General features: G+C 68.4%; 22 protein-coding genes and 1 tRNA gene. 11 read left to right on the top strand and 12 right to left on the bottom strand.

All coding sequences use genetic code 11. The features are described from left to right. Positions 1–25 precede the first annotated feature (25 nt). On the bottom strand, positions 26–1,135 hold the full coding sequence (locus AC1DYP_RS01910) for a BamA/TamA family outer membrane protein (RefSeq protein ID WP_477044892.1): 1,110 nt from the start codon (positions 1,133–1,135) through the stop codon (positions 26–28). Positions 1,136–1,362: 227 nt separating this feature from the next. Between AC1DYP_RS01910 and AC1DYP_RS01905 the strand changes: the two genes are divergently transcribed. Genes AC1DYP_RS01905 through AC1DYP_RS01895 form a run of 3 tightly spaced genes read left to right on the top strand, consistent with a single transcriptional unit; the run spans position 1,363 to position 3,546 of the window. Then, on the top strand, positions 1,363–1,752 hold the full coding sequence (locus AC1DYP_RS01905) for a hypothetical protein (RefSeq protein ID WP_477044891.1): 390 nt from the start codon (positions 1,363–1,365) through the stop codon (positions 1,750–1,752). A gap of 46 nt (positions 1,753–1,798) precedes the next feature. Continuing rightward, complete coding sequence (locus AC1DYP_RS01900; RefSeq protein WP_165187097.1) at positions 1,799–2,467, top strand: response regulator; 669 nt, start codon at positions 1,799–1,801, stop codon at positions 2,465–2,467. A gap of 20 nt (positions 2,468–2,487) precedes the next feature. Beyond that, complete coding sequence (locus tag AC1DYP_RS01895) at positions 2,488–3,546, top strand: PAS domain-containing sensor histidine kinase (protein WP_477044890.1); 1,059 nt, start codon at positions 2,488–2,490, stop codon at positions 3,544–3,546. Positions 3,547–3,811: 265 nt separating this feature from the next. Here AC1DYP_RS01895 and AC1DYP_RS01890 read toward each other — a convergent pair whose 3' ends face one another. Beyond that, the gene (locus AC1DYP_RS01890; protein ID WP_477044889.1) at positions 3,812–4,054 is read right to left on the bottom strand and encodes a hypothetical protein; all 243 of its coding nucleotides are present in this window, start codon (positions 4,052–4,054) and stop codon (positions 3,812–3,814) included. Between the two features lie 527 nt (positions 4,055–4,581). Further along, positions 4,582–5,550, bottom strand: a complete 969-nt coding sequence (locus tag AC1DYP_RS01885; RefSeq protein ID WP_477044888.1) for a LysR family transcriptional regulator — start codon at positions 5,548–5,550, stop codon at positions 4,582–4,584. A gap of 145 nt (positions 5,551–5,695) precedes the next feature. On the opposite strand from AC1DYP_RS01885, the gene AC1DYP_RS01880 reads away from it, so the two are divergent. The 7 genes from AC1DYP_RS01880 to AC1DYP_RS01850 all read left to right on the top strand — a co-directional run bounded on the left by AC1DYP_RS01880 (position 5,696) and on the right by AC1DYP_RS01850 (position 11,906). After that, complete coding sequence (locus tag AC1DYP_RS01880) at positions 5,696–6,793, top strand: HlyD family secretion protein (RefSeq protein ID WP_477044887.1); 1,098 nt, start codon at positions 5,696–5,698, stop codon at positions 6,791–6,793. Then, positions 6,790–8,328, top strand: a complete 1,539-nt coding sequence (locus AC1DYP_RS01875) for a DHA2 family efflux MFS transporter permease subunit (RefSeq protein ID WP_477044886.1) — start codon at positions 6,790–6,792, stop codon at positions 8,326–8,328. The genes AC1DYP_RS01880 and AC1DYP_RS01875 overlap by 4 nt, the downstream gene beginning before the upstream one ends. Then, positions 8,312–9,772, top strand: a complete 1,461-nt coding sequence (locus AC1DYP_RS01870; protein WP_477044885.1) for an efflux transporter outer membrane subunit — start codon at positions 8,312–8,314, stop codon at positions 9,770–9,772. The genes AC1DYP_RS01875 and AC1DYP_RS01870 overlap by 17 nt, the downstream gene beginning before the upstream one ends. 117 nt (positions 9,773–9,889) lie before the next feature. Next, positions 9,890–11,173: an alginate lyase family protein gene (locus AC1DYP_RS01865; RefSeq protein WP_477044884.1), complete on the top strand. Its 1,284-nt coding sequence runs from the start codon at positions 9,890–9,892 to the stop codon at positions 11,171–11,173. Between the two features lie 115 nt (positions 11,174–11,288). Beyond that, entirely contained in the window at positions 11,289–11,540 is a 252-nt protein-coding gene (locus tag AC1DYP_RS01860; protein WP_477044883.1) for a hypothetical protein, read from the top strand. Continuing rightward, complete coding sequence (locus tag AC1DYP_RS01855; RefSeq protein WP_477034956.1) at positions 11,537–11,719, top strand: coiled-coil domain-containing protein; 183 nt, start codon at positions 11,537–11,539, stop codon at positions 11,717–11,719. The genes AC1DYP_RS01860 and AC1DYP_RS01855 overlap by 4 nt, the downstream gene beginning before the upstream one ends. A 1-nt stretch (position 11,720) precedes the next feature. Continuing rightward, positions 11,721–11,906 carry a hypothetical protein gene (locus AC1DYP_RS01850; RefSeq protein ID WP_477044882.1) on the top strand — a complete coding sequence of 62 codons (186 nt, stop codon included), beginning with the start codon at positions 11,721–11,723 and terminating at the stop codon, positions 11,904–11,906. Between the two features lie 56 nt (positions 11,907–11,962). On the opposite strand, the gene AC1DYP_RS01845 is transcribed toward AC1DYP_RS01850, so the two are convergent. The 7 genes from AC1DYP_RS01845 to AC1DYP_RS01815 all read right to left on the bottom strand — a co-directional run bounded on the left by AC1DYP_RS01845 (position 11,963) and on the right by AC1DYP_RS01815 (position 19,770). Further along, entirely contained in the window at positions 11,963–12,655 is a 693-nt protein-coding gene (locus AC1DYP_RS01845; RefSeq protein WP_477044881.1) for a response regulator, read from the bottom strand. A 7-nt stretch (positions 12,656–12,662) separates the two neighbouring features. Next, positions 12,663–15,347, bottom strand: a complete 2,685-nt coding sequence (locus AC1DYP_RS01840) for a DUF4118 domain-containing protein (protein WP_477044880.1) — start codon at positions 15,345–15,347, stop codon at positions 12,663–12,665. Between the two features lie 82 nt (positions 15,348–15,429). Further along, the gene (locus AC1DYP_RS01835; protein WP_477044879.1) at positions 15,430–16,233 is read right to left on the bottom strand and encodes an MBL fold metallo-hydrolase; all 804 of its coding nucleotides are present in this window, start codon (positions 16,231–16,233) and stop codon (positions 15,430–15,432) included. After that, positions 16,230–17,009 carry a TatD family hydrolase gene (locus tag AC1DYP_RS01830; RefSeq protein WP_477044878.1) on the bottom strand — a complete coding sequence of 260 codons (780 nt, stop codon included), beginning with the start codon at positions 17,007–17,009 and terminating at the stop codon, positions 16,230–16,232. The genes AC1DYP_RS01835 and AC1DYP_RS01830 overlap by 4 nt, the downstream gene beginning before the upstream one ends. Positions 17,010–17,013: 4 nt before the next feature. Next, positions 17,014–18,018 carry a DNA polymerase III subunit delta' gene (locus AC1DYP_RS01825; RefSeq protein ID WP_477044877.1) on the bottom strand — a complete coding sequence of 335 codons (1,005 nt, stop codon included), beginning with the start codon at positions 18,016–18,018 and terminating at the stop codon, positions 17,014–17,016. Positions 18,019–18,020: 2 nt separating this feature from the next. Beyond that, complete coding sequence (gene tmk / locus AC1DYP_RS01820; protein ID WP_477044914.1) at positions 18,021–18,647, bottom strand: dTMP kinase; 627 nt, start codon at positions 18,645–18,647, stop codon at positions 18,021–18,023. A 106-nt stretch (positions 18,648–18,753) separates the two neighbouring features. Further along, complete coding sequence (locus AC1DYP_RS01815; protein WP_477044876.1) at positions 18,754–19,770, bottom strand: septal ring lytic transglycosylase RlpA family protein; 1,017 nt, start codon at positions 19,768–19,770, stop codon at positions 18,754–18,756. Positions 19,771–19,911: 141 nt separating this feature from the next. Here AC1DYP_RS01815 and AC1DYP_RS01810 point away from each other — a divergent pair. Next, positions 19,912–20,001, top strand: a tRNA-Ser gene (locus tag AC1DYP_RS01810). A 29-nt stretch (positions 20,002–20,030) separates the two neighbouring features. Here the strand turns inward: AC1DYP_RS01810 and AC1DYP_RS01805 are convergent. Both AC1DYP_RS01805 and AC1DYP_RS01800 read right to left on the bottom strand, forming a co-directional pair. Continuing rightward, a complete protein-coding gene (locus AC1DYP_RS01805; RefSeq protein WP_477044875.1) occupies positions 20,031–22,238 on the bottom strand; it encodes an FG-GAP repeat domain-containing protein in 2,208 nt (735 codons plus the stop codon). A 93-nt stretch (positions 22,239–22,331) separates the two neighbouring features. Beyond that, on the bottom strand, positions 22,332–23,600 hold the full coding sequence (locus AC1DYP_RS01800) for an FG-GAP repeat domain-containing protein (protein ID WP_477044874.1): 1,269 nt from the start codon (positions 23,598–23,600) through the stop codon (positions 22,332–22,334).

Genomic DNA, 23,600 nt, shown 5'->3' with positions numbered 1-23,600 from the left:
CCGCGGCGAAGGATCGCGCGGTCCATCAGAAGGCCTCGCCGACATAGAAGTAGAGGGCCGAGGAGCCGTCCCCGACGGCGTAGTCGATGCTGAGATTGACGTGGTACTTCGTGGAGGCCTCGAACCGCGCGCCGATCCCGGCCGCCGGCAGAAGGTCCTTGGTGTTCATCTTCGAGAACTCGGTGGACACCTCGCCGACCCCGACGAAGGCCACCGCGCCGAAGCGCTTGTAGATCTTGCGCCGCACTTCGGCCTGGACCGCGAACATCGCGTGGTCGCGATATTGCCCAGCGGTGTAGCCGCGCAGGTCGTTGCTCTGGCCGTAGTTGCACAGGTCGTAGAAGGGGGCGCCCTCGCCGGACCGGCAGACCGATCCGCGCCAAGCCAGCACGGTCTTGTCGTTGACGCTGTGATAGCCGTTCGCCGCGCCGGTGAACCGGGGATAGTCGAAGTCGCTGCCCAGGACGTCGTCGGACACCAGCCACTGGGCGTTGGCGTAGACGCCCGACCGGGGGAAGTACTCGCTGTCCCGCGTGTCGAACTCTCCAGAAAGGCCCAGCTGCGAAACCTGGCTCTGAAGCTCGATCGGCGGCAGTTCGAACTGCGGCAACAGGCTGGTGGTGTCGAACGTCGAGTCCATCTTGATGTAGCGGTAGCGAAGGCCGCCGTGGACGTTCTTGCGCAAGCGGGCCAGCACCTCGACGACGGCGCCGCTGGTCTTCTGCTCGAGCTTGACCGAGCGTCCGTCGGAGCCCGCATCCGAACCGATGCCGTAGAAGTCGACGTTGAAGACGCCCGTCCCCACCCCGGCGGTGACCCGATATTTGTCGCCGCCGAGATAAGCCTTCTGGAACACCGCGGCGCCCCAGCTCTTGGTGTCGGTGTAGAGCCCGCCCGCGCCGCTGGTCCAAGGCCGTTCAGAGCCTCGAGGCTGGTAGATGGCTAGGGCGGCCACGCCCAGGCCGCTGCCGATCGCGGGGTTGGACAGGGGGATCGGCATGACCACGAAGCTCGGCTTCAGCTTGCCGACTTGTTCAACCGGCGTCCGCAGGCTCGTAGCGGAAACCTCGACGTCCTGCGCCCACAAGGCGGTCGGCGAAGCGATAAGAATTCCACAGAGGATCAGGCTTCGCATGACGGACGGCCTTCAACGCGCATGCCGTCAACTTTGGGCGCCGGTCGGGTCGGAACAATCAGGTGAAGTCCTACCCGCTTTCCGGAAGCACCAGTATTTCCCTCGTGGATAGGCCCGAGCGTCAAACCATCGGGGGATTTATGAGGGCCGACTAAGGGTTTTACCCGGTAGATTACTACCTCAAGGCACTGCAACCGTACTTTCCGGATAGAGGGAAGAGTTCTTGAATGGGTAGGGTGGCCACAGCCTTCACGGGCGAGGCGCTTTTTGTCGGGGGATTGGATATTTCGCCGACATTCGCGGCGGAAAGACCCCAGGCGTCGACCGTGGCGTCGATCGGTCCGATCACGCCGGACGCGGGCCCGCGCACTAGGGCCTATCTTCGATCTTCCCGGAACTTTGAAGCGATCTCTTCCACCGATGTGGCGGAAGCGGTCGACGAGAAGCCCGTCAATCAGTTCTGCTCGGGAAAAGCCCCCTCGCCTGACGGCCTGCTCGGCCGCCACGACGCCCTGACCTGGCTCGGGAATGCACACGAGTTTCGCTGTGCGACCACAAGTTCACCGATGGGGTGTTTCACAACCTCGCGCAGAAAATTCCGCAAGCATTTCAGCTAAAAGCTGACAATTATAGTGTGCATTGCCATCGGAGCTGGAATCGAAGATGCCCTTGCCTAGCGCCCCGACCATTCTGCTCGCCGACGATCACTCGATCGTCCGGGCAGGGCTGCGCGAGGCGCTGGAGTCTCAACCGGGCTGGACGATCTGCGGCGAAGCTTCGAACGGACGTGATGCCGTCCGCCTGGCCAAGGAGCTGGTCCCGGACGTCATGATCCTGGATATCAGCATGCCCGACCTGAGCGGCGTGATCGTCGCTCGCGACGTCCGCAAGCTGAAGACCCATACCGAACTGCTGATCTTCACCATGCACGACAGCGAACAGCTGGTGCGCGAGGTGTTCAGCGCCGGCGCGCGGGGCTTCGTGCTCAAGTCGGCCTCGACCGACAACATCATCGCCGCCGTGGCGTCCCTGCTGAACCACAAGCCCTACTTCTGCCCGGGGATCACCGACGCCGTGCTGCGCGGCTACCTGTCGCCGGGCGGGCACGGACTTGGGGAAGTCATCGAGGGGTCCGAGACCCTGACGACGCGCGAGCTGCTGATCGTTCAGCTGCTGGCCGAGTCCCGCAGCAACAAGGTCATCGCCTCGATGCTCGACATCAGCGTCAAGACCGTCGAGAGCCACCGCGGCAACATCATGCGAAAGCTGGGCGCCCATTCGCTGGCGGACATCGTGCGCTATGCGATCCGCAACAAGCTGATCGAGGCCTAGTCAACCCGGGACTCTGTCGAATGCACACGGGCGACAGCATGGCCGGTGGGTTCGACCCGGCGTTCTACGAGTCCGCCCTGGACGCGTTCACGGCGAACGTCGCGGTGCTGGATGCACGGGGCGAGATCGTCGCCGTCAACGACGCCTGGGTCCAGTTCATCAATCTCAACGACCTCAAGCCCGTCAACAATGGCGTCGGCTGCAACTATCTGGGTTTCTGCGACCGGCTGGGCACGCCGGGCGGCGATACGGTGGCCGCCGGCCTGCGGGCGCTGATCGCTGGAGGAGACGGCCCCTTCCGGCATGAATATGTCATGCCGCTGGACACCGGTTCACGCTGGGTGAAGCTGTCAGCCGTCCGCGTCGGTCATCTGGACCGGCCCTTCCTGATCGTCGCCCACGAGGACATCTCCATCCAGCGACGGGCCGAAATGGGACTGCGGGAGGCCACGGCGCGTCTGCTGCGTGCCGAGGATTCCGAACGACGGCGCATCGCGCGCGAGCTGCACGACAGCACCGCCCAGCATCTGGCGGGCGCGAAGCTGATGCTGCGGCGGCTGGACGCCAAGGATCCGGTCAGCACCGGCCTGGTGCGCGACGAGGTGTCGGGGCTGTTGTCCAGCGCCTTGGACGAAATCCGCAGCTTCGCCTATCTGCTGCATCCCCCGGCGTTGGAGCATCTGGGGCTGGCGGCGGCGATCCGGCAGTTCGCGACCGGCTTCTCGCGACGCGCGGACGTGGCGGTGACGATCGACATCCCCGACGATTTCCCGCGACTGTCCCACGCCACCGAGATCGCGCTCTACCGCGTGGTGCAGGAAGCCCTGGCCAACGTCCATAGTCATTCCGGCAGCCAGCAGGCGGTCGTAAGGCTGCGGGTCGCCGGCGAGATGGTCCTGCTGACCGTTCGCGATTTCGGCTCGGGCCTGCCGCCGAGACGCGACAGCGTTCCCGGCGTCGGGCTCGAAGGCATGCGCCTGCGCCTGGAGTTCCTCAAAGGGCATCTGTCGCTGCGCAACGCCGAACCGGGCCTGGCCCTGGAGGCCTGGGCCCCGTTCCTGCCCGAGGGCGAGGACTGAACCTGTCGGACGGAGGTGGAGGGAAGGACGCGTGGGAGAGCCGGCCCAGCACATGCGTCGGGACATGTGGGCCGGCTCTCGACCCGCGACCACGGCCGCGCTCTTGGGGGATGAGCGAACCGCGGCTTGCCAAGGGAAATCGGGGGTGACGCCTTGGCGAGCGAGCCAAGCCAGATTGCGGCCACGGCGGCTCGAGCGCCATCAGGTCAAACCCTCGAATGGCGCGAGAAAATCCTTACGGCCACGTTCTCCCGACCAGGTCCGGTCAGGCCAGGTGGACGGAACTTTTGATCTCGCTCGTGGCGGCCTGCTTCTGGCGGGCGCGGTCGATGGCGTCGTCGAGCAGCTTCAGGAACTCCGACTGCATCTGCAGGGACTCGATGTCCGACGCCCTCACCCCGTCCAGGGTCGACTGCCGAATTTCCTCAAGCTGTTCCAGCGACAGCGCCGCGCAAAGGCGAAGGCTGAGGAACTGCAGTGCGGCTACTCGGATCTCAAGGTTTGTCATCGGCATGTCGCTGCGAAAACAGGGTGCGAGCAGATACGGACGGGTCGGGCCGTTCGGATGTCGGCGACGAAGCGACCATAGCCTCGGAGTTCAAGCTGCGCCACGACTGACTCCCCGCAGGCGAATCTCAGGACAACACCAGACTAGAACGGGCGAAACGCTGTTTGGGTCGACTCAGGTGACAACTGATCGAACGAGCGGCTGGAGGGCGGAGCCGGCGACCGACCGTTGCGTGAATTTTCCGGGGCCTCGAACGAACAGCGCGCGTGTATTTAGGAGCCGTCCTCGCTACGCGGGGACCGCGCGACAGACACCAAAGCAATGCGTGGGATGTTTCTTCAAGACCGCCCACCGTTATCAAGGCGTCCCGCCCGATCTGAAATCAGGCGAACCCCTCTTGCAGGCACGGAAAACGACCTACTCGGCCAAGGATATTCAGGCATGGGCGCCGGACTGTGGAGAATCGGCCACGTCTTACCCGGGCAGGTTGCGCTTGCCTCGTCATTCGTCAAGTCCGCGAGTGGCCTTCACAGGTCCGCCGCGGCCTCGCTGACCAGACGCATAAGCCAGGCCACCGGTCCCGCCTCGCTCTCGCCGCCCCGGATCACCGCTCCGAACTGGGCCGGCTCGGGGTGTCGGCTCGGCTCCACCAGGACGACGGCTCCACGATCCGCCGCGAGGGTCGCCAACCGTCGGGGCAGCAGGGCCGCCATGTCCGTCTGGCTGACCATCACCAGGGCCGAGGAAGCGTCCGGCACCGTGACCGGCCCCTTGAGCCCGCGCATCGACGGCAGGGCGTAGTCGTCGCTCCAGCTGGTGATGCGTCGAAGGCCCAGCTCGCGCCGCGATCCCCGTCGCGTCTCCTCGTTCTCCTGACCGCCGGAGACGACCAGATAGGGCACGCCGGCCAGGGCCTGCGGCGTGATCTCGCCATCGCCGGCCGCCTGGGCGACGGGATGGTCGACACGGATCACCCAGACCCCGGTCTCCGTGAACAGCGGCGTGTGGACGAAGCGCGGCGCCACATGCTCGAATCCGCCGATCACCATGTCCAGCCGTCCGCGATCGAGATCCTCGACCAAGGGGCCCTCGATCCCGCCGATGCGCAGCTTCACGCCCGGCGCCTGCGCCTGCACGCGCCGCACGACGCCGGGCATGAGGACCGAGCAGAGATAGGCGCTGGCGCTGACATGAAAGGTTCGCTGGTCGGCGGCCGGATCGAAACGCGAGGCCGTGACGGCTGTCTCCAACAGCTTCAGGGCCGCCCGAACCGGTCCGCCCATCTCGACGGCGCGCGGGGTCGCCCGCAGGCCTGACGGCCCCCGCACGAACAGGTCGTCGCCCAGCGACAGGCGCAGGCGGCCCAGGGCGTGGCTGATCGCCGACTGGGTCAGGCCCAGCTTGGAGCCCGCTCGGGTCGCGCTCTCTTCCTCCAGCAGGGCGTCGAACACCCGCAGCAGGTTGAGGTCGAGAGTCTTGAAATGCGCATCATTCATGATTGCTGTGACGGAATATCATTTTGCTCATGACCTCGGGAGTCCTATCTCGCGGTCAAGGCAAGGCCCTCCCCGGCCCTCCTCATCAAACTGTGTGTGATCCGCGGCCGGCTTGAGCGCTGGCCGCTTGGGCGTGGAGCATTGCGTGAGCGACGCGGAAGGTTATCAGGCGATCGCCGAGGTCGAGGAAGAAGCGGCCCGGAAGCGCCGGCAGCGAACCTTGGGCCAAAGGCTGCGCTGGCCGCTGATGATCGGCGGTCCGCTGGTCGTGCTGGCCATCGTCGCGTTCTTCATCCTGACCGGCGGCAAGTTCGAGACGACCGACGACGCCTATGTCCAGGCGGCTCGGGCCGCCATCAGCCCCAGCGTGGCGGGGCGGGTGATCGAGATCGACGTCGGAGAGAACCAGACGGTCAGGAAGGGCCAGGTCCTGTTCCGCCTCGACCCTGCCGACTTCCAGGTCGCCGTCGCCCAGGCCGAAGCCGCCCTGGCCGCCGCCCGCTTCGAGACGCAGGGTTCGCGCGCCGTCTACGACCAGCGCAACGCCGACCTGGCCGCCGCTCAGGAAACCGTCGCCTACACCCAGCGCGAAGCCGCTCGCCAGCAAGCCCTGGCCGCCGCCGGCGTCACCACCAGGGCCCAGGCCGACGAGGCCGCCCACGCCGCCGAGCAGGCCCGCCGCCAGATCGCCGTCGTGCGCCAGCAGATCGCCTCGGCCCTGGCCGATATCGGCGGTCGCATCGACGTGGCCGCCGACCGGCAGCCCAAGGTGATGCAGGCCCAGGCCGACCTCGACCGCGCCAAACTGGATCTGAGCTATGCGACCATCGTCGCCCCCGCCGACGGCGTGGTGACCAAGGTCGAGCAGCTGCAGGTCGGCAACCGGGTCGCCGCCTCCCAGACCCTGTTCTGGTTGGTCTCGGGCCAGCCCTGGATCGAGGCCAACTTCAAGGAAGACCAGCTGGCCCACATGCGGATCGGCCAGCCGGCGACGGTCAAGGTCGACGCCTATGACCGGCCGCTGAAAGCCCATGTGGTCAGCTTCAGCCCCGGCACCGGTTCGAGCTTCGCCCTGTTGCCGCCCGAGAACGCCACCGGCAACTGGGTCAAGGTGGTCCAGCGCCTGCCCGTCCGCCTGGCTCTCGACGAGAGCGCCCCGCACCTGAGCGCCGGCCTCAGCGCCAAGGCCAAGGTCGACGTCCGCTCCGCTAAGGACGCCGCCAAGGATCAGGGCGCGAAATGACCGGCGCCGGCAACGGCAAGGGCGACGCGGCCAACCGGGTCGCGATCACGATCTCGGTCATGCTGGCGACGATCATGAACTCGCTGGACACGACGATCGCCAACGTCGCCCTGCCGCACATCCAGGGCAGCGTCTCGGCCTCGGCCGAGCAGATCACCTGGGTGCTGACCTCCTACATCGTCGCCGCCACGATCATGACCCCGCTGACCGGCTTCCTGGCCGATCGGGTGGGCCGCAAGATGGTGTTCCTGGTGTCGATCGCCGGCTTCACGGCCGCCTCGATGCTGTGCGGCATCGCCGGCAGCCTGGTCGAGATCGTGCTCTTCCGCCTGCTGCAGGGCTTGTTCGGCGCGGCCCTGATCCCACTGTCCCAGGCGGTGCTGCTCGACATCAACCCGCCCGAGAAGCACGGCTCGGCCATGGCCATCTGGGGCGCCGGGGCGGTGCTGGGTCCGATCCTGGGTCCGGCCCTGGGCGGTTGGCTGACCGACAATCTCGATTGGCGTTGGGTGTTCTTCATCAACCTGCCGATCGGCATCCTGGCCTTCGCCGGGGTGTTCCTGTTCCTGTCCGAGAAGAAGAGCGCCGAGAAGCGCCGGTTCGACGTGCTGGGCTTCGCCAGCCTGGCCCTGGCCATCGGCGGCTTCCAGATGATGCTGGACCGCGGCCCCAGCCAGGACTGGTTCGCCTCGACCGAGATCTGGACCTACCTGATCGTCGGCATCGTCGCGCTGTGGATCTTCGGCGTGCAACTGGCGACCGCCAAGAAGCCGTTCGTCGACCGCGCCTTGCTGGCCGACACCAACTTCATCACCTGCTGCGTGTTCGGCTTCTTCATCGGCATCCTGCTCTACAGCGTGCTCGCCCTGCTGCCGCCGATGATGCAGAACCTGCTGGGCTATCCGGTGGCCTTCACCGGCCTGGTCAGCATGCCGCGCGGCATCGGCTCGTTCATCGCCATGTTCGCCGTCGGCCAGCTGATCGGCCGGATGAGCATCAAGCTCATCCTCTTGATCGGCCTGTCGGTCAGCGCCGTGTCGCTGTGGATGATGACCCAGTTCAGCCTGGGCATGGACACCCACCTGATCATCGTCTCGGGCTTCCTGTCGGGCGTCGGCACGGGCCTGATCTTCGTGCCGCTCAGCACCATCGCCTTCGCCACCGTGCGGCCGCAGCACCGGGCCGAAGGCGCGGGCCTGTTCACCCTGATCCGCAACATCGGCTCGGCGGCCGGCATCTCGATCATGCAGGCCCGGTTCGTCAGCGGCATCGAGGTGCACCACGCCAAGCTGGTCGAGCACGCCCGGCCCGACAACCCGCTGTTCCAGGCCTATGCGCCGCTGGTCTTCGCCACGACCGACGCCATGGCCCGGTTCAACGCCGTGATCACACGCCAGGCCTCGATGCTGTCCTACATCGACGATTTCCAGCTGATGCTGGGCATCACCATCCTGTGCGCCCCCATGATCCTCCTGATGCGAACCCCCAAGAAGAAATCCGCGGGGGAAGAGACCGTCCATGTCGCCGAACACTAAGCGCTTCGCCGCCCTCGCCGCCTCCGTCAGCCTGGCCGTCCTGGCCGGCGCCTGCACGACCGTGGGGCCGAACTTCGCCCAGCCGGATGCGCCCAAGACCCCGGGCTATGCCGCCCAGGGCGAGGCCGCGCCCGCCGAGGCTCGCCTGGACGCCGCCGCCACGGCCGGTCCGTGGTGGACGGCCCTGGGCTCGCCGGCGCTGGACGCCACGATCCTCCAGGCCCTGGCCGACAGCCCGACCCTGGCCGAGGCCGACGCCACCCTGCGTCAATCGCAGTCGGCCCTGGCCCAGGCGCGGGGCGCGGCCGGCCCGCGGGTCGACGCCACCGCCGGCGTCAACCGCGAGCGCGCCAACCTGCAGGCCTTCGGCTTCACCAGCTTCGGCGACGTCAAGCTGGAGAACCCGACCTTCAACCTCTATTCGGTGGGCGGCGCGGTCGGCTTCGACCTCGACCTGTTCGGCGGCGCCAAGCGCCGGATCGAGGGCGCGGCGGCTCGGGTCGAGGCCCAGACCCGGCGCGGCGATGCGGCCTATCTGACCCTGACGGCCAATGTCGCCCTGCAGGCCCTGACCATCGCCACGCTCAATGCCCAGATCGAGGCGGTGACCCAGATGATCGTCGCCGACCAGGCCAATATCGACCTGGTCCACAAGGCCAACACCCTGGGCGGTTCGACCGCCACGGCGCGGGTCTCGGCACAGAGCCAACTGGAGCAGGACCGCGCCCTTCTGCCGCCGCTGCAGGGGCAACTTGCCGCCGCCCGCCACGCCCTGGCCCTGCTGGTCGGCCACGCGCCCGCCGACTGGACCGCGCCGGACTTCACCCTGGCCGACCTGAACCTGGCCGCGCCCGTGCCGGTCGCCCTGCCCTCGGCCCTGGTCCGCAAGCGTCCGGACATCCTGGCCGCCGAGGCCGATCTGCACGCCGCCACCGCCGACATCGGGGTGGCGACCGCCGACCTCTATCCGAACGTCAAGCTGACCGCGTCCCTGACCCAGGGCTCGCTGAACCCGTCGGACTTCTTCTTCTACGACGCCACCGCCTGGAACGTCGGGGCCGGGCTGACCGCGCCGATCTTCAACGGCGGCGCGCTGAAGGCCCGTCGGCAACAGGCGCGCGAGGCGGCCGTGGCCTCCTCGGCCCGCTACCAGCAGACTGTCCTGACCGCCTTCGCCCAGGTGGCCGACGCCCTGTCGGCCCTGGCGGCCGACGACGCGGCCATCGCCGCCTATGGCCGTTCCGAGGCCCAGGCCGGCGAGAGCCTGCGTCTGGCCCGCGTCGCCTACGACAAGGGCGGCGGCACGCTGCTGGAGGTGCTGGACGCCCAGCGCCGGGTCCACGAGGTCCAGGTCTCGCGGGTGCGCGCCCAGGGCCAGCGCCTGGCCGACGCGGTGCGGCTGTTCGCGGCGTCCGGCGCCGATTGGCGGAGCGCGACGACTTAACTGACCAAATCCAGCATTTGGTCAGGCCAATTGCTTGCGCGGCTGACCGGACCCGTTATGGTGCCGGCCGAACCGACGCCGAGTCCAAGGCGCGTCGACGGATTGGGGATGCTGACCATGCGAACGAAAACGGCCCTCGTCGGCCTCGTGGCCCTGTTGTCGCTGAGCGCGGTCGTTCCCGCTTTCGCCGCCGAGCCGACGGTCCCCTCCGCCCCGGCCGGCGTCTGCAAGGGCGATGACGGAACCGCCGCGGCCTTCGGCGGTCGCCGCCTCTTCCGCTGGAGTCCCGAGGGCCTGGAATACGCCAAGGCCCACCGCGCCGACCCCGCGATCGCCGCCGCCTACGCCGCCGTGATCAAGCGCGCCGACGCCGCGCTGGCCGGCCCGACCTATACGGTCGTCGACAAGACCCGCACCCCGCCCAGCGGCGACAAGCACGACTACATCTCGATGGGTCCCTACTGGTGGCCCGACCCCAGCAAGCCCAATGGCGAGCCCTATCTGCGCCGCGACGGCGAGTTCAATCCTGAGCGGGCCACCAACGCCTTCGACGTCTCCGACCTGGACGCCATGAGCGCCTCGGTCGAGGCCCTGTCCCTGGCCTACTGGTTCACCGACGACGCCCGCTACGCCACCAAGGCCGCCCAGTTGCTGCGCGTCTGGTTCCTGGATCCGGCCACCCGGATGAACCCCAACACCAAGTACGCCCAGGGCGTGCCGGGCGGCAGCACCGGCCGGGCCGAGGGCGTGCTCGACACCTACCGTCTGCTCAAGGTGATCGAAGGCGTGGGTCTCCTGGCTCCGTCCAAGGCCCTGTCGGACGCCGACCAGAAGGGCCTCGAGCGCTGGTTCGCCGACTACACCACCTGGATGCGCACCGATCCCAATGGCCGCGAGGAACAGGCCGCCGCCAACAACCACGGCATCTGGTTCGACTACCAGCTTGCCGGCTTCTCGCTGTTCGCCCGGCAGGACGCCGTGACCCGTCAGGTGGTCGCCGAGGCCGGCGCTCGGCGGATCAAGACCCAGGTCGCGCCGGACGGTTCGCTGCCGCTGGAGCTGAAGCGCACCCGCGCCCTGCACTACAGCTACTTCGCCCTGGAAGCCCTGGTCGGCACGGCGCAGTTCGGGCGCTGCGTGGAGCTGGACCTCTGGCGCTACCGGACCGCCGACGGCCGCGGCCTGCGCGCGGCCTTCGACTTCCTGGCGCCGTATGTCGGCAAGGAAGCCAGCTTTCCCCATCCGGAACTGAAGCCCGAGGACGCCTCGTCCGAGGCGCTGCCGCTGTTCACCGCCGCCGCCGAGGCTTACGGCGACAAGGCCTTGGCCGACAAGGCGGCCTTCCTGGCGGAGCGGTATCCGGCCAACCTCAACCGCCTCGTGGCCGCACCGAAACCCTAGGCCTTTCCAGGGCTGCCAAAAAAAGCGCCGGAGCTATTGGAGCGCGGGCGCGCTATAGTGGGCGGAGCCCGTGATCGCCCCGCGCCATGCGGGATCGCCGGCCTGAAAGGACTTCATGTCCGACCATCCGGACACGCGCCAGACGACGCGTTGGACCGCCCTGCTCGAACTCATCGGCATCCATAGGATTACGGCGCAGGAAATTCGCGCCGAGACCATGTTCCTGGGAAACCGTCACCAGGGCAGGATCGCCGAGGGCGCCCGCCTGGAGCTCAAGGATCCCGAGCTTTCGCCTCATCGCGCCGCGCTGCTGCGCGCGGTGATCCGCGCGGTTGCGGCGACAACTCCTGACGAGGTCGAGGCATGACGGACGAGGACGCCCAGACCCTTCGCCGGGAGAACGATTACCTGAAGCGTCGCAACGCCCAACTCCAGGACGACGTCACAAGCCTGGGCGGCCAGGTTCTGCGCATGCAGCAGGAGTTGGAACGTGTGAGCGGGCGACGGGCGATGGTGTCGCCCGATCCCCTGTCTGGCGGCCAATAGCATGATGCTCTCGCCGAGCCAGTTGGTGGCGTTGAAGAACCTGGCCAGGAAGAAGGCTGGCGATGCGGTCGATTGGATCAACATCGCCGATGCGCGAGCGCTGACCGATCTCGGCCTGGCGGAGCGTACCGGTGGCGGCTGGGTGATCACGTCCGCCGGAGTCGCCGCCCTCGCTGAACGAGACTAGGATTCCGTTATACGGCGTTGAAATGTCGTCGATACTTGGCTGACGATCATGTGTTGTCAGTCGCCGATGAACCGGTAGCCGATCCCCGGTTCGGTCAGGATCATCTTCGGGGTCGACGGGTCGGCTTCCAGCTTCTGGCGCAGCTGGCCGACGAACACGCGCAGGTACTGGGTGTCGTGGGCGTGGGCCGGGCCCCAGACGGCGGTCAGCAGGTCCTTGTGGGTCAGCACCTTGCCGCGCGCCTGGGCCAGACGGGCCAGGACCTCGTATTCGCGCGGCGAGATCTTCACCACGGCCCCGTCACGGGTCACCAGGTGCTTTTCGAGGTCGATCTCGACCCCGCCCGCCCGGATGGGGACCAGGGGTCCTTGAGTCTGGCCGCGCTGGCGCAGCGCGACGCGAAGACGCGCCAGCAACTCCCCGACTCCGAAGGGTTTTTCCACATAGTCGTTGGCGCCCAGGTCCAGGGCCTGGATCTTCTCGGGCTCGCGGTCGCGGGCCGACAGGATGACGATCGGACCTTCGTAGAAGGCGCGGGCCTTTTCCAGCACGTCCTTGCCGTCCATGTCCGGCAGGCCCAGGTCCAGCACCACGGCGTCGGGCGACCACAGGGCGATGCCGCGCAGGCCCTCCTGGCCGCTGTCGGCGCGCAGGGGCTCGTAGCCGGCCGCGTCCATGGCCGGGCCTAGGAACCGGTGAATCTGCGGCTCGTCGTCGATGATCAGGATGCGCTGGCGGACAGGACTCATGGGACTGTCATAGCAGATGATGCGGAGTCGCGACGGCCTTGGGCAGGCTGATCAGGATCCGTGTGCCCTTGCCGTCGTGGATCGGGCTGGCGGCGGCGATGCGCCCGCCCATGGCGTCGACGAAGCCCTTGGAGATCGACAGGCCAAGCCCCGCGCCCTGGTTGCGGTCGGTGGGCTCCTCCATGCGGCGGAACTTCTCGAAAACCTGCTCTAGTTCGGCCGTCGGAATGCCCCTGCCCTCGTCCTCGATGCTGATCACCACATTGGCGCGGTCTTCGTAGGCGGCCATCTCGATCCGGGTGTCCGGCGGACTGTAGGCGATGGCGTTCTCCAGGATGTTGACCACGGCCTGCTCCAGCAGGCTGGAGTCGGCATGCACCAGGCTGAGCTCGCCGGGGAAGTCGCGCACTAGCGCCCGGTCGCCCAGCCGGCGCGAGACGCGCTCGGCGGCCGCGCCCAGCACGTCGCGAACATCCGTCCAGTCGGTGCGCAGCCGCAGCGCCCCGCCCTCCAGCCGGGTCATGTCCAGCAGGTTGCCCACATAGCGGTTCAGCCGCTCGGCCTCCTCGCGGATGCTGAGCAGCAGGTCGTCGCGCACGGCCGTGGTCATGCCCTTGCCGAAGTCGAGCAAGGTGGTGGAGGCCCCCAGCACGGTCGACAGCGGCGTGCGCAGGTCGTGGCTGATCGAGTTGAGCAGGGCCGAGCGGAAGCGATCGGCGCGGCGCAGGGTTTCGGTCTCGACGGCCTCGCTCGCCAGTTCCGCCCGTTCCAGCGCCACGGCGCCCTGCTCCAGCAGCGCCAGCAGCAGGCGTTCGTCCTCCGACCCGGCGACCATCGCGCCCGCCTCGACCCCGGCCACCCCGGCCCGGGAACGCACCCCTTCCAGCGGCCAGAAGGTCCAACGGGTCTGCGGCAGGGTGCCGGTGCCGAAACCGGCCGCCTCGCCCTTCTCCCAGGCCCAGCGGGCGGCGGCCATGGGCGCGGCGTCCAGTTCGTCGAGGGTCGGCGCTCCGGCCATCGCCTGCAGTTCGCCGTTGGTGGGCAGCAGCACCACGGCCTTGGCCCCCACGGCCGCCGCGGTCTGTTCGGCCAGGGCCTTGGCCGCGGCCCCGCGCCCGGCCGCCGCCGAGAAGGTGCGGCTGGCCGCCAGCAGGGCCGAGACGGCCGAGGCCCGCCGCTGGGCGTCACGTCCCTGGTCCCGCACCCGTCCGGCCAGACCGCCGGCCGCTAGGGCCACGGCCCAGAACACCACCAGGGTCAGGAAGTCGGTCGGCGAACCGATCACGAAGGTCTGGCGCGGTTCGAGGAACAGATAGTTGTAGACGAAGAAGGCCACGGTCGCCGCCGCCAGGGCCGGCCGCAGGCCGCGCAGGACCCCGGCCGCCAGCACGGCGGCCAGGAAGATCATCCCCAGGTCCACCCGGTCGAAGGCGACGTCCAGGCCCCAGGCCACGAGCGTGGCCGCGGCGACGCAGCCGGCGGCCAGCAGGTAGGAGGTCCAGCCGGCCGGCGGCCGACGCCTGGGCGGTTCGACCAGCGGCTCATGCGTCGCCTCGGTGACCACATGGATCGCCGCGCCGCGCGCCTCGCGCAGCAGGGCGGCGGCCAGCGACCGGCCCAGCAGCTCGCGCCAGCGGCTGTCGGCCGACTTGCCGATGACGATCTGGGTGACGTTGTTGCGGCGGGCATAGGCCATCACCGTGGCGACGATGTCGGCCCCGCTGAGCACCACGGTCGAGCCGCCCAGCTGCTCGGCCAGTTTCAGGGCGTCGCGCAGCCGCGCCGTCGCCGCCGGGGCCGTGACCGGATGGTCGAGGCGGTCGACATGGGTCACCGTCCACGGCGCGTCCATCATCATGTCCGACAGCCGCCTGCCGGCGCGCACCAGGCTGCTGGCCATGGCGTCGCCGCCGACCAGCACCAGGATGCGCTCGCCCGCCGCCCATGGGCCCTCGACCCCCTTTTCGCGCATGGCGGCGACCAGCTGGTCGTCCACGGTCTGGGCCGCGCGACGCAGGGCCAGCTCGCGCAAGGCCGTGAGGTTCTCGACCTTGAAGAAGTTCTCCGAGGCCAGGCGCGCGGTCTCGGGCACATAGACCTTGCCCTCGGTCAGCCGGTCGCGCAGCTCGTCCGGGGTGATGTCGATCAGCTCGATGGCGTCGGCCCGCGACAGGGCGCTGTCGGGCACGGTCTCGCGCTGGCGCACGCCGGTGATGCGCTGAACGACGTCGACCAGGCTCTCCAGGTGCTGGACGTTCAGCGTCGTCCAGACGTCGATGCCGGCCGCCAACAGCTCCTCGACATCCTGCCAGCGCTTGGGATGGCGCGAGCCCGGGGCGTTGGAATGGGCGTATTCGTCGACCAGCAGCAGGGCCGGCTTGCGGGCCAGCGCCGTGTCGAGGTCGAACTCCATCATCACGTGGCCGCGATGGTCGATCGGCTTGCGCGGCAGCACCTCCATGCCGCGCAGCAGGCTTTCGGTCTCGCGACGGCCGTGGGTCTCGACCAGGCCGATCAGCACGTCCTGGCCGTCGGCCTTGCGACGTCGGGCGGCGCGCAGCATCTCGTAGGTCTTGCCCACGCCCGGCGCCATGCCCAGGAACACCTTCAACCGCCCCCGGCCGGCCTTGCTGGCGACCGCCAACAGCGCCTCGGGATCGGGACGGTTCTTCTCGGAATAGTCAGCGGGCATGACGGCGAGTCTCCGAGGAGGAGGACAGCTTAGGCCAGTCCAGGCGGGGATACGATCTCGGCGACCCGTTTGAAGACGGGTCTCAGGCCTCGAAGCGCATCCCGTCGTACGCCGGCTCGACGCCCGGCGGAAGTTTCGCCGCCAAGGCGTTGAAATCCAGGTCGATATGCAGATTGGTCAGGATGGCGCGGCGCGGCTTGGCGCGGGCGATCCATTCCAGGGCCAGGCCAACATGGGCGTGGGTCGGGTGCGGCGTCCAGCGCAGGGCGTCCACCACCCAGACGTCGAGATCGCTCAGGGCGCCCCAGCTCTCCTCGGGGAAGCCGATGGCGTCGGGGGTGTAGGCGACCTTGCCGAACCGGTAGCCGACGGCGCGGATCTCGCCGTGGTCGACGTCGAAGGTGGTCACCGGGATCGCGCCGCTGGGGCCGTCCACCCGCCAGGGCTGGCCGTGCGGCGGGATCGGATGGGCGTCGCAGATGGCCGGATAGCCGCCGTTGCTCTTGAAGACGTAGTCGAAGCGCCGCTCCAGGCTGGCCGTCGTATAGGCGTCCATATAGGTCGGCACGCGCCTGCGATGGTTCAGGAAGAACGGCCTCAGGTCGTCGATGCCGTGGGCCTGGTCGGCGTGGTCGTGGGTGAACAGGCAGGCGTCCACGCGCTTGACCTCCGCCCTCACCGCCTGCAGCCGGAAGTCCGGCGCGGTGTCGACGACGACCGTCGTGTCGGTCGCCGGATCGCCGCCTGGTCGGCGCACCAGCATCGAGCAGCGGGTGCGCAGGTTCTTGGGCTCGGCCGGATCGCAATCGCCCCAATTGCCGTCGGCGCGCGGCACGCCGCCCGACGAGCCGGAGCCCAGGATCGTGAACTCCAGCCGTTCCGTCATTGTCGCGGGATCCGGTCGAACAGGGTGAAGAAGGCGTCCTCGGTGCGGGCTTCGGCGTCGGCCCGGGTCCAGCCCCGGACCTCGGCCAGCTTGTCCAGCACATGGGGCAGATAGGCCGGCTCGTTGCGGCGGCCGCGCATCGGCACGGGGGCCAGGTACGGGCAGTCGGTCTCGAGGATGATCTTGTCGGCCGGCATGTCGGCGATGATGTCGCGGACCTCCTGCGCCTGCTTGAAGGTGGCGATGCCCGAGACCGAGAACCACGCCCCCAGCGTCGCCATCCGCTTCGCCAGCTCCGGACCGCTGGTGTAGCAGTGCATCAGGATCTTGAACGGCGCCTTGGCGTGCTCTTCCTCGAGGATGTCGCCCATCACCGCGTCGGCCTCGCGGGTGTGGACCACCAGCGGCAGGCCGGTCTGGCGGGCCGCGGCCACGTGGGCGCGGAACACGTCGGCCTGCACCTCGCGCGGGCTGAGATCGTAGTGGAAATCCAGTCCGGTCTCGCCGATGCCGATCACCTTCGGGCGGCCGGCCAACTCGACCAGGCGCTCGGTCGTCAGCTCGACATGGTCCTTGGCCTCGTGCGGGTGAGCGCCGACCGTGCACCAGATGTCGTCGTTGGCCATGGCGATGGCATGGACGGATTCGAACGACGGGATCTTGTCGCAGATGGTGACCATCAGTTCGATCCCGGCGGCGCGGGCGCGGTCGATCACCGCTTGGCGATCCTCGTCGTACTGATGGGCGTGCAGGTTTACGTGGCTGTCGATGAGCATGCGGTCACATGGCCGCCCGGGCGGCGGCGCGCAAGTCCATGATCGCGGTCCAGAAGACGTCGGCGCGGTCCAGGTTCACGGCCTCGGCCTCGCCCGGCGCGCGGACGATCTTCTCCCAGGCCGCGACCCAGCGGTCCAGGCCCGCCGGGGTGCGCTCGCCGGCCATGCCGGTGGCCATGGCGTGGATCTGGTCGCCCAGGCGGTCGAACAGGAGCTCAAACCGCGCGACGCCCTCGGCTCCCCGGAAGGTGTCGGCCATGGCCAGCAATGCGCCTTCATCCAGGTCGGGCAGCTTGCGCAGGATCTCGCCCGCCGCGTCGTCGGCCTCCAGGGCTCCGGCGGCGGCCAGTTGCAGCGCCCGGCCCGGCGCGCCCTTGGCCATCCGCGCCAGGCGGTCGGCCTCGTGGGCCGAGACGCCGGCCCGCTGCTCGACCATGGCCGCGGCCAGGGACAGGTTCGGCGCGGTTACGGCCAGGCGCCGACACCGCGAACGGATCGTGGGCAGAAGCCGCCCCGGCGAATGGCTGATCAGCAGGATCACGCCCCGCGCCGGCGGTTCTTCAAGAGTCTTCAGTACGGCGTTGGCGGCGTTGACGTTCAGGTCGTCGGCCGCGTCGATGATCGCCACGCGGTAGGGCGAAATGGCCGGCGAATTGGCGAAGAAGGCCGGCAGCAGGCGGGCCTCGTCGACCGGGATCGACTTGCGGGCCTTGCCGTCGTCCGTTTCACGCTCCAGCACCATCAGGTCTGGATGCGAACGCGCGGCGACCTGGCGGCTGACGACATCGGTCGGGGCCGAGCCCAGGGCGCCGAAGGCGGGATCGGGCCGCGCGCCCAGAAGGCGGCGGGCCATGCGATAGGCCAGGGTCGCCTTGCCCACGCCCTCTGGGCCGGTCAGCAGCCAGGCGTGGTGCAGCCGGCCGCGGTCCAGGGCGTCCAGGAAGGCCAGCTCGGCGGCCTCGACGCCATCGATGGCGAACACGTCGCGAGGATGCGGAGGCGCGTCCATGTCTACAGGCCCAGCCGGCTGGAGACCGCGTTCCAGACGTCGGCCCAGACCGCGTCGATCGCGTCGTCGGCCTCGATCACCACGCAGCGCTCGGGTTCGCGGCGGGCGATCTCCAGGAAGGCCTCGCCCAGGCGCTGGTGGAATTCCAGGCCCTTGAACTCGAAGCGCGCCTCGCCGCCCCGGGCCATGGCGCGTTCGAGGCCCGTCTTGGCCGGGATGTCGAAGATCAGGGTCAGGTCCGGAACCGTGCCGCCCAGCACGTGCTCCTCCAGCGCCTTGATCAAGCCGATCGGCGCCTCGCCGCCGGCCCCCTGATAGGCCCGGGTGCTGTCGGCGAAGCGGTCGCACAGCACGATGGCGCCGCGTTCCAGGGCCGGGCGAATGACCCGCTCGATGTGATCGCGGCGCGAGGCGTACATCAGCAGCGTCTCGGTGACCGGCGACCAGCGATCGATGTCGCCGTTGAGGATCAGGTCGCGGATCTGTTCGGCGCCGGCACTGCCGCCCGGCTCGCGGGTCAGCACCACGTCGGCGCCGTCCGCCTTCAGGCGTTCGGCCAAGCGGCGGATCTGGGTGGACTTTCCAGCCCCCTCGCCGCCCTCGAAACTGATGAAGGTTCCACGCGTCACCGGCTTCAAATCGGCCGTAACGCCCGTCTTGTCCAGAGCCGATCGCGGCTCAGTCCAGGGCATCGGCTTTTTCCGAAACCGGGTCCCGCTTTTCGGGCCGATGCCTCTAGGGACGCAGCACGGTGGCGTCGGAAAAGCCCAGGGCGGCGACGCGATCGCGCACGCCGAAGGCTTCGGCCTCGTCGGGCCCGGCCTTGACCACCACGCGGTAGAGCACGCCCTGGCTGCGCTGGACCGACTCGATCGAGGCCTCCCCCGCCCCGCTCAGCTGGGCGACGGCGCGTTCGGCGTTGTCGCGGCTGGCGAACGATCCGGCCTGGACGCGATAGGCGCTTCCCGCGCCGATGTTGGCCAGCACCGGCGCGGGCTCGGCCGGAACCAGAGGCGCGGATGGGGCGGACGGCGCGTACGGGACATAGCCCGGATCGGCGGCCTTGGGCGGCGGCGGCGGACCATAGGCGGCCTGAGCCGGCGGCAGGCCGGTCGCATAGACCCGAGCCTTGGGCGGCGGGGCGTAGCGTGGCTCGGGGTTCGGCTGGGCTGGCGGCGGCGTCGCGGCGATCATCCGGCGCTGGTCGAACGGAGTCTTGGCGGCGGGGCCGATATAGCGGACGCGGACACGGGCGACGCCCGCACGGCCATAGCCCAGCTGCTCGGCGGCGGCCTTGGACAGGTCGATGATCCGGCCGTCGACGAACGGGCCGCGATCGTTGACCCGCACCTGCATCCTGCGGCCGTTGTCGAGGTTGGTGACCTCGACGATGCTCGGCAGCGGCAGGGTCTTGTGGGCCGCCGAGGGCAGATCCATGTCGAAGATCTCGCCGTTGGCCGTGCGGCGATTGTGGAACTGCTCGCCGTACCACGAGCCGACGCCCCGCTCGTCATAGTCCGGATCGGCCTTGGGATAATACCAGACGCCTCTGATCTGATAGGGCTTCTCGGTGCCGCGCAGACCGGCGGTCGAGCCCGGCGCCGGCGGTCCGGAATAGGGTCTGGCGGTGGAGGTCGTCTGCGGCAGGCGGGTCGGCAGCGGCGTGGCGCAGGCGGCCAGAGCGGCGCAGCCCAAGGCGGCCACGGCCACGCCGCGCAGCAGACGAAACTCGCCTCGCGCCTCGCATCCCATGACCCAGCCGCCCTCCTGAAGGTTGTATACCAGAAGGCAGGGTCGTTCAGGAGGCTTGAGGTCTGGTTAATCAAAGGTGCGGCCAAACGCGCCGGAAACGACTGGAGCGCGCGGACGACCGCTGATATAGGCCCCTGCTCCGGGCAGGTGGCCGAGTGGTTTAAGGCAGCGGTCTTGAAAACCGCCGTGGGTGAAAGTCCACCGTGGGTTCGAATCCCACCCTGCCCGCCAGACAACGATCGCGTTGATTCAACGCGCGGCTAGATGCCGAAGAAGCCGTCGGCGGTGGTGGCGACACCGATCCAGTGCAGGAAGTGGCCGTGGTCGAGGGCGTAGTAGCCCAGATCGTGAGTGAACTCGTTCTCGAACAGGATGTCGACGCTGCCGTTGTTGTCGAAGTCGCCGACATTGACCACGCGATAGTCGGGCGACGAGGACTGGACGTTGACCCAGTCGACGAAGTGACCGTGGTCGATCTTATAGAAGCCGGTATCGCCCGTGGTGTCGTTGCGGAACAGGATGTCGGCCGAGCCATTGCCGTCGAAGTCGGCGACACCGACCACGGTGTAGGCCGTTGACGAGGTGGCGATCGAGCCCCAGCTGCTCAGGGCTCCGTTCTGCAGGTGGTAGAAGCCCAGGGCGCCCTGGCCGCCGGCGGTCATGTTGCGGAACAGGATGTCGTCGCCGCCGTCGCCGTCCAGATCGCCGACCCCGACCACCGTATAGGCGGTGCTGGAGGGGCCCAGATGCCCCCAGCCGGTGGTCGCGCCCGCGCTCATCCGATAAAAGCCCATGTCGCCCGCGGCGTCACGGAACAGGATGTCCGAGGTTCCGTCCCGGTCGAAGTCGCCGGTGGCCACCACGGCGTAGCTGTTGGAGGACGCGCCGATCGTGCGCAGGGTGCTTCCGGCGCTGTAGAAGTTGAGGTCGCCGGTGATGTTGTTTCGGAGCAGAAGATCCGACTTGTGGTCGCCGTCGAAGTCGCCGACGCCCGCCACCGAATAGGTCATTTTCGCCTGGGCGAGCGCCGTCCACTGATACTGGCCGCCGACCACCTGGTAGGAGCCGATATCACCCTCGTGGTTGCGCATCAGAATGTCCGAGCGGCCGTCGCCGTTCAGGTCCACCGGACCGATCGACAAGGCGCCCGGCGCCACGATCGTCGTGTAGATGCCGCCAGCGTAGTAAGCGGGGGTCATGCCGCTCACAAACCGCCCCGTGCTCCAGCTGACCAGGAAGTGATCGTCGGCCAAGGCGGCGACGGCCGGGGTCGACTCGGCGTTGAGCTGCGTGTCAGAGAGGTTGACCGCCTCGGTGACCCGGTGGCCCGTCGAGTCGTAGACCGCGACGAACAGTTCGTCGGCCGACCCAAACCTTGAATACGGGGCCTCGCGCGTGGTCTGCGTCCAGGAGACCAGGAACTGGTCGCCGTCCGCCGAGGCCGTCACGGCGAGGTCGTTCCTGACGACGCTATAGGCGTCGTCATGGGTCACGGCGATCTTGCCGGTCACGGCATGGCCGTTCAGGTCATTGATCTGGAAGGCGATGCCGCTGTCGTTGGTGACGATGACATGGCTTCCGTCGGCCAGGTCGGCGACATGGGCGGTCTTGCCGTGCGCGACGATCGCGGGCGGCGCGATCTGGGCGCCGTTCGAGTCATAGATGGCGCTGTAGACGTCGGTGACGGCATCGCCGCCCGCGCCCCTCGACCAGCTCAGGACATAGCTGCCGTTCGAAAGCGGCTCGGCCTTGAGCTCGGTGTGAATGGAGGTGTTGAACGGACCGCTGACCTCGATCGGCGCACCGATCATTTGGCCGTTCAGGTCGAAGATCGCCGTGTAGATGTTTGCGGTCAGGGCGTTGAGCGCCGCCGTCCACGACACCGCGTAGCCGTTCGGCAGAGAGACCAGCACCGGCGAGTCCACATAGGCCGAACCGGCGAGGTGGCTAAGCTGGGTGGTCGCCGAGACCTGCCCGTTGGAATCGAAGGTCGCCGCGTAGGCGTCCTTCACGCCCGAAGGCGAAAGCTGCGACCATCCCAGGGCGAAGCTGCCGTTGGCCAGCGGCGCCATCGACTGGCCGTAGATGCTGCCGGTCACCGAGATGATCGCGGACGTCGCGTTGCCCAAGGCGTCGAAAGTCTGGGCGGCCGAGCCTGCGGGGGAGACGGTCGACCGGTGCCAGGCGATCGCGAAACCCCCATCGTCAAGGGCGGCAACCTGCGCCATCGGGGTGACGGGCCCAACGTTGTTGGCGGGGCCGCCGTCGATCACGGTCGATTTCAGCAACGCGCCCGACGGGTCGAAGACATCGACGTAAAGTTTGTAACGCGGCTGCTGATGTATTTCGAGGTGAGCATTATCCCACACCACGACGTAGCCGCCGTTCGCCAGCGCGGTGACCTGAGGGCCCGCCTCGCCAGAGTCCGTGTCGATCTGGATCGGCGTCTGGTCGATGAGAAGTTGCATGTTCGGCTCCTGGAGCGGTCGTCGTCGGCGCGGGCGGCGGTCAAGTCAACTCAAGGCGGTCAGACGGCTTCCCTTCGCCGCGCCGTCTCCGACCTAAATGCCGAAGAAGCCGTCCGGGGTGGTGGCCACGCCGATCCAGTGCAGGAAGTGGCCGTGATCGAGGGCATAGTAGCCCAGATCGTGGGTGAACTCGTTCTCGAACAGGATGTCGACGCTGCCGTTGTTGTCGAAGTCGCCGACATTGACCACGCGATAGTCTGGCGAGGAGCCCTGGACGCCGACCCAGTCGACGAACTGGCCGTGGTCGATCTTGTAGAAGCCGGTGTCGCCGGTCGCGTCGTTGCGGAACAGGATGTCGGCCGAGCCATTGCCGTCGAAGTCGGCGACGCCGACCACGGTGTAGGCCGTCGACGAGGTGGCGATCGAGCCCCAGCTGCTCAGGGCTCCGTTCTGCAGGTGGTAGAAGCCCAGGGCGCCCTGCCCGCCGGCGGTCATGTTGCGGAACAGGATGTCGTCGCCGCCGTCGCCGTCCAGATCGCCGACCCCGACCACAGTATAGTCGGTGCTGGAGGGGCCTAGATGGCCCCAGCCGGTGGTCGCGCCAGCGCTCATTCGATAGAAGCCCATGTCGCCTGCGGCGTCACGGAACAGGATGTCCGAGGTTCCGTCCCGGTCGAAGTCGCCGGTGGCCACCACGGCGTAGCCGGTCGAGGAAGCGCCGATCGCATGGAAGGCGTTGGCGCCGTAGTAGTTCAGGTCGCCGGTGATGTTGTTGCGCAACAACAGGTCCGACTTGTGGTCGCCGTCGAAGTCGCCGACGCCCGCCACCGAATAGGTCATCTTCGTCTGGGCCAGCGCGGTCCACTGATACTGGCCGCCGACCAGTTGGTAGGAGCCGATATCGCCCTCGTGGTTGCGCATCAGCATGTCCGAGCGGCCGTCGCCGTTCAGGTCCACCGGACCGATCGACAAGGCTACCGGCGCCAGGATCGTCGTATGGATCCCGAGCGACGTAAAGCCGCCGAAGACGCCGCTCGGCGCTTGGCCCGTGCTCCAGCTGACCAGGAAATGATCGTCGGCAAAAGCCGCGACCGCCGGGGTCGACTCGGCGTTGAACCGCGTGTCCGAGATATTGACCGCCTCGGTGACCCGGTGGCCCGTCGAGTCGTAGACCGCGACGAACAGTTCGTCGGCGGGCTGGACCGCCGAGTACGGGGCCTCGCGTGTGGTCTGCGTCCAGGAAACCAGGAACTGGTCGCCGTCCGCCGAGACCGTCACGGCGATGTCGTTCGCGACGTAGCCACGGGTGTCCATGACGAAGCCATAGGGGCCGTCGTGGGTCACCGCGATCTTGCCGGTCAC

It is taken from the genome of Caulobacter sp. P1_D6 (assembly GCF_056406095.1).
Note: the sequence above shows the minus strand (reverse complement) of the source record. Positions and strands in the feature narration are given on the sequence as shown.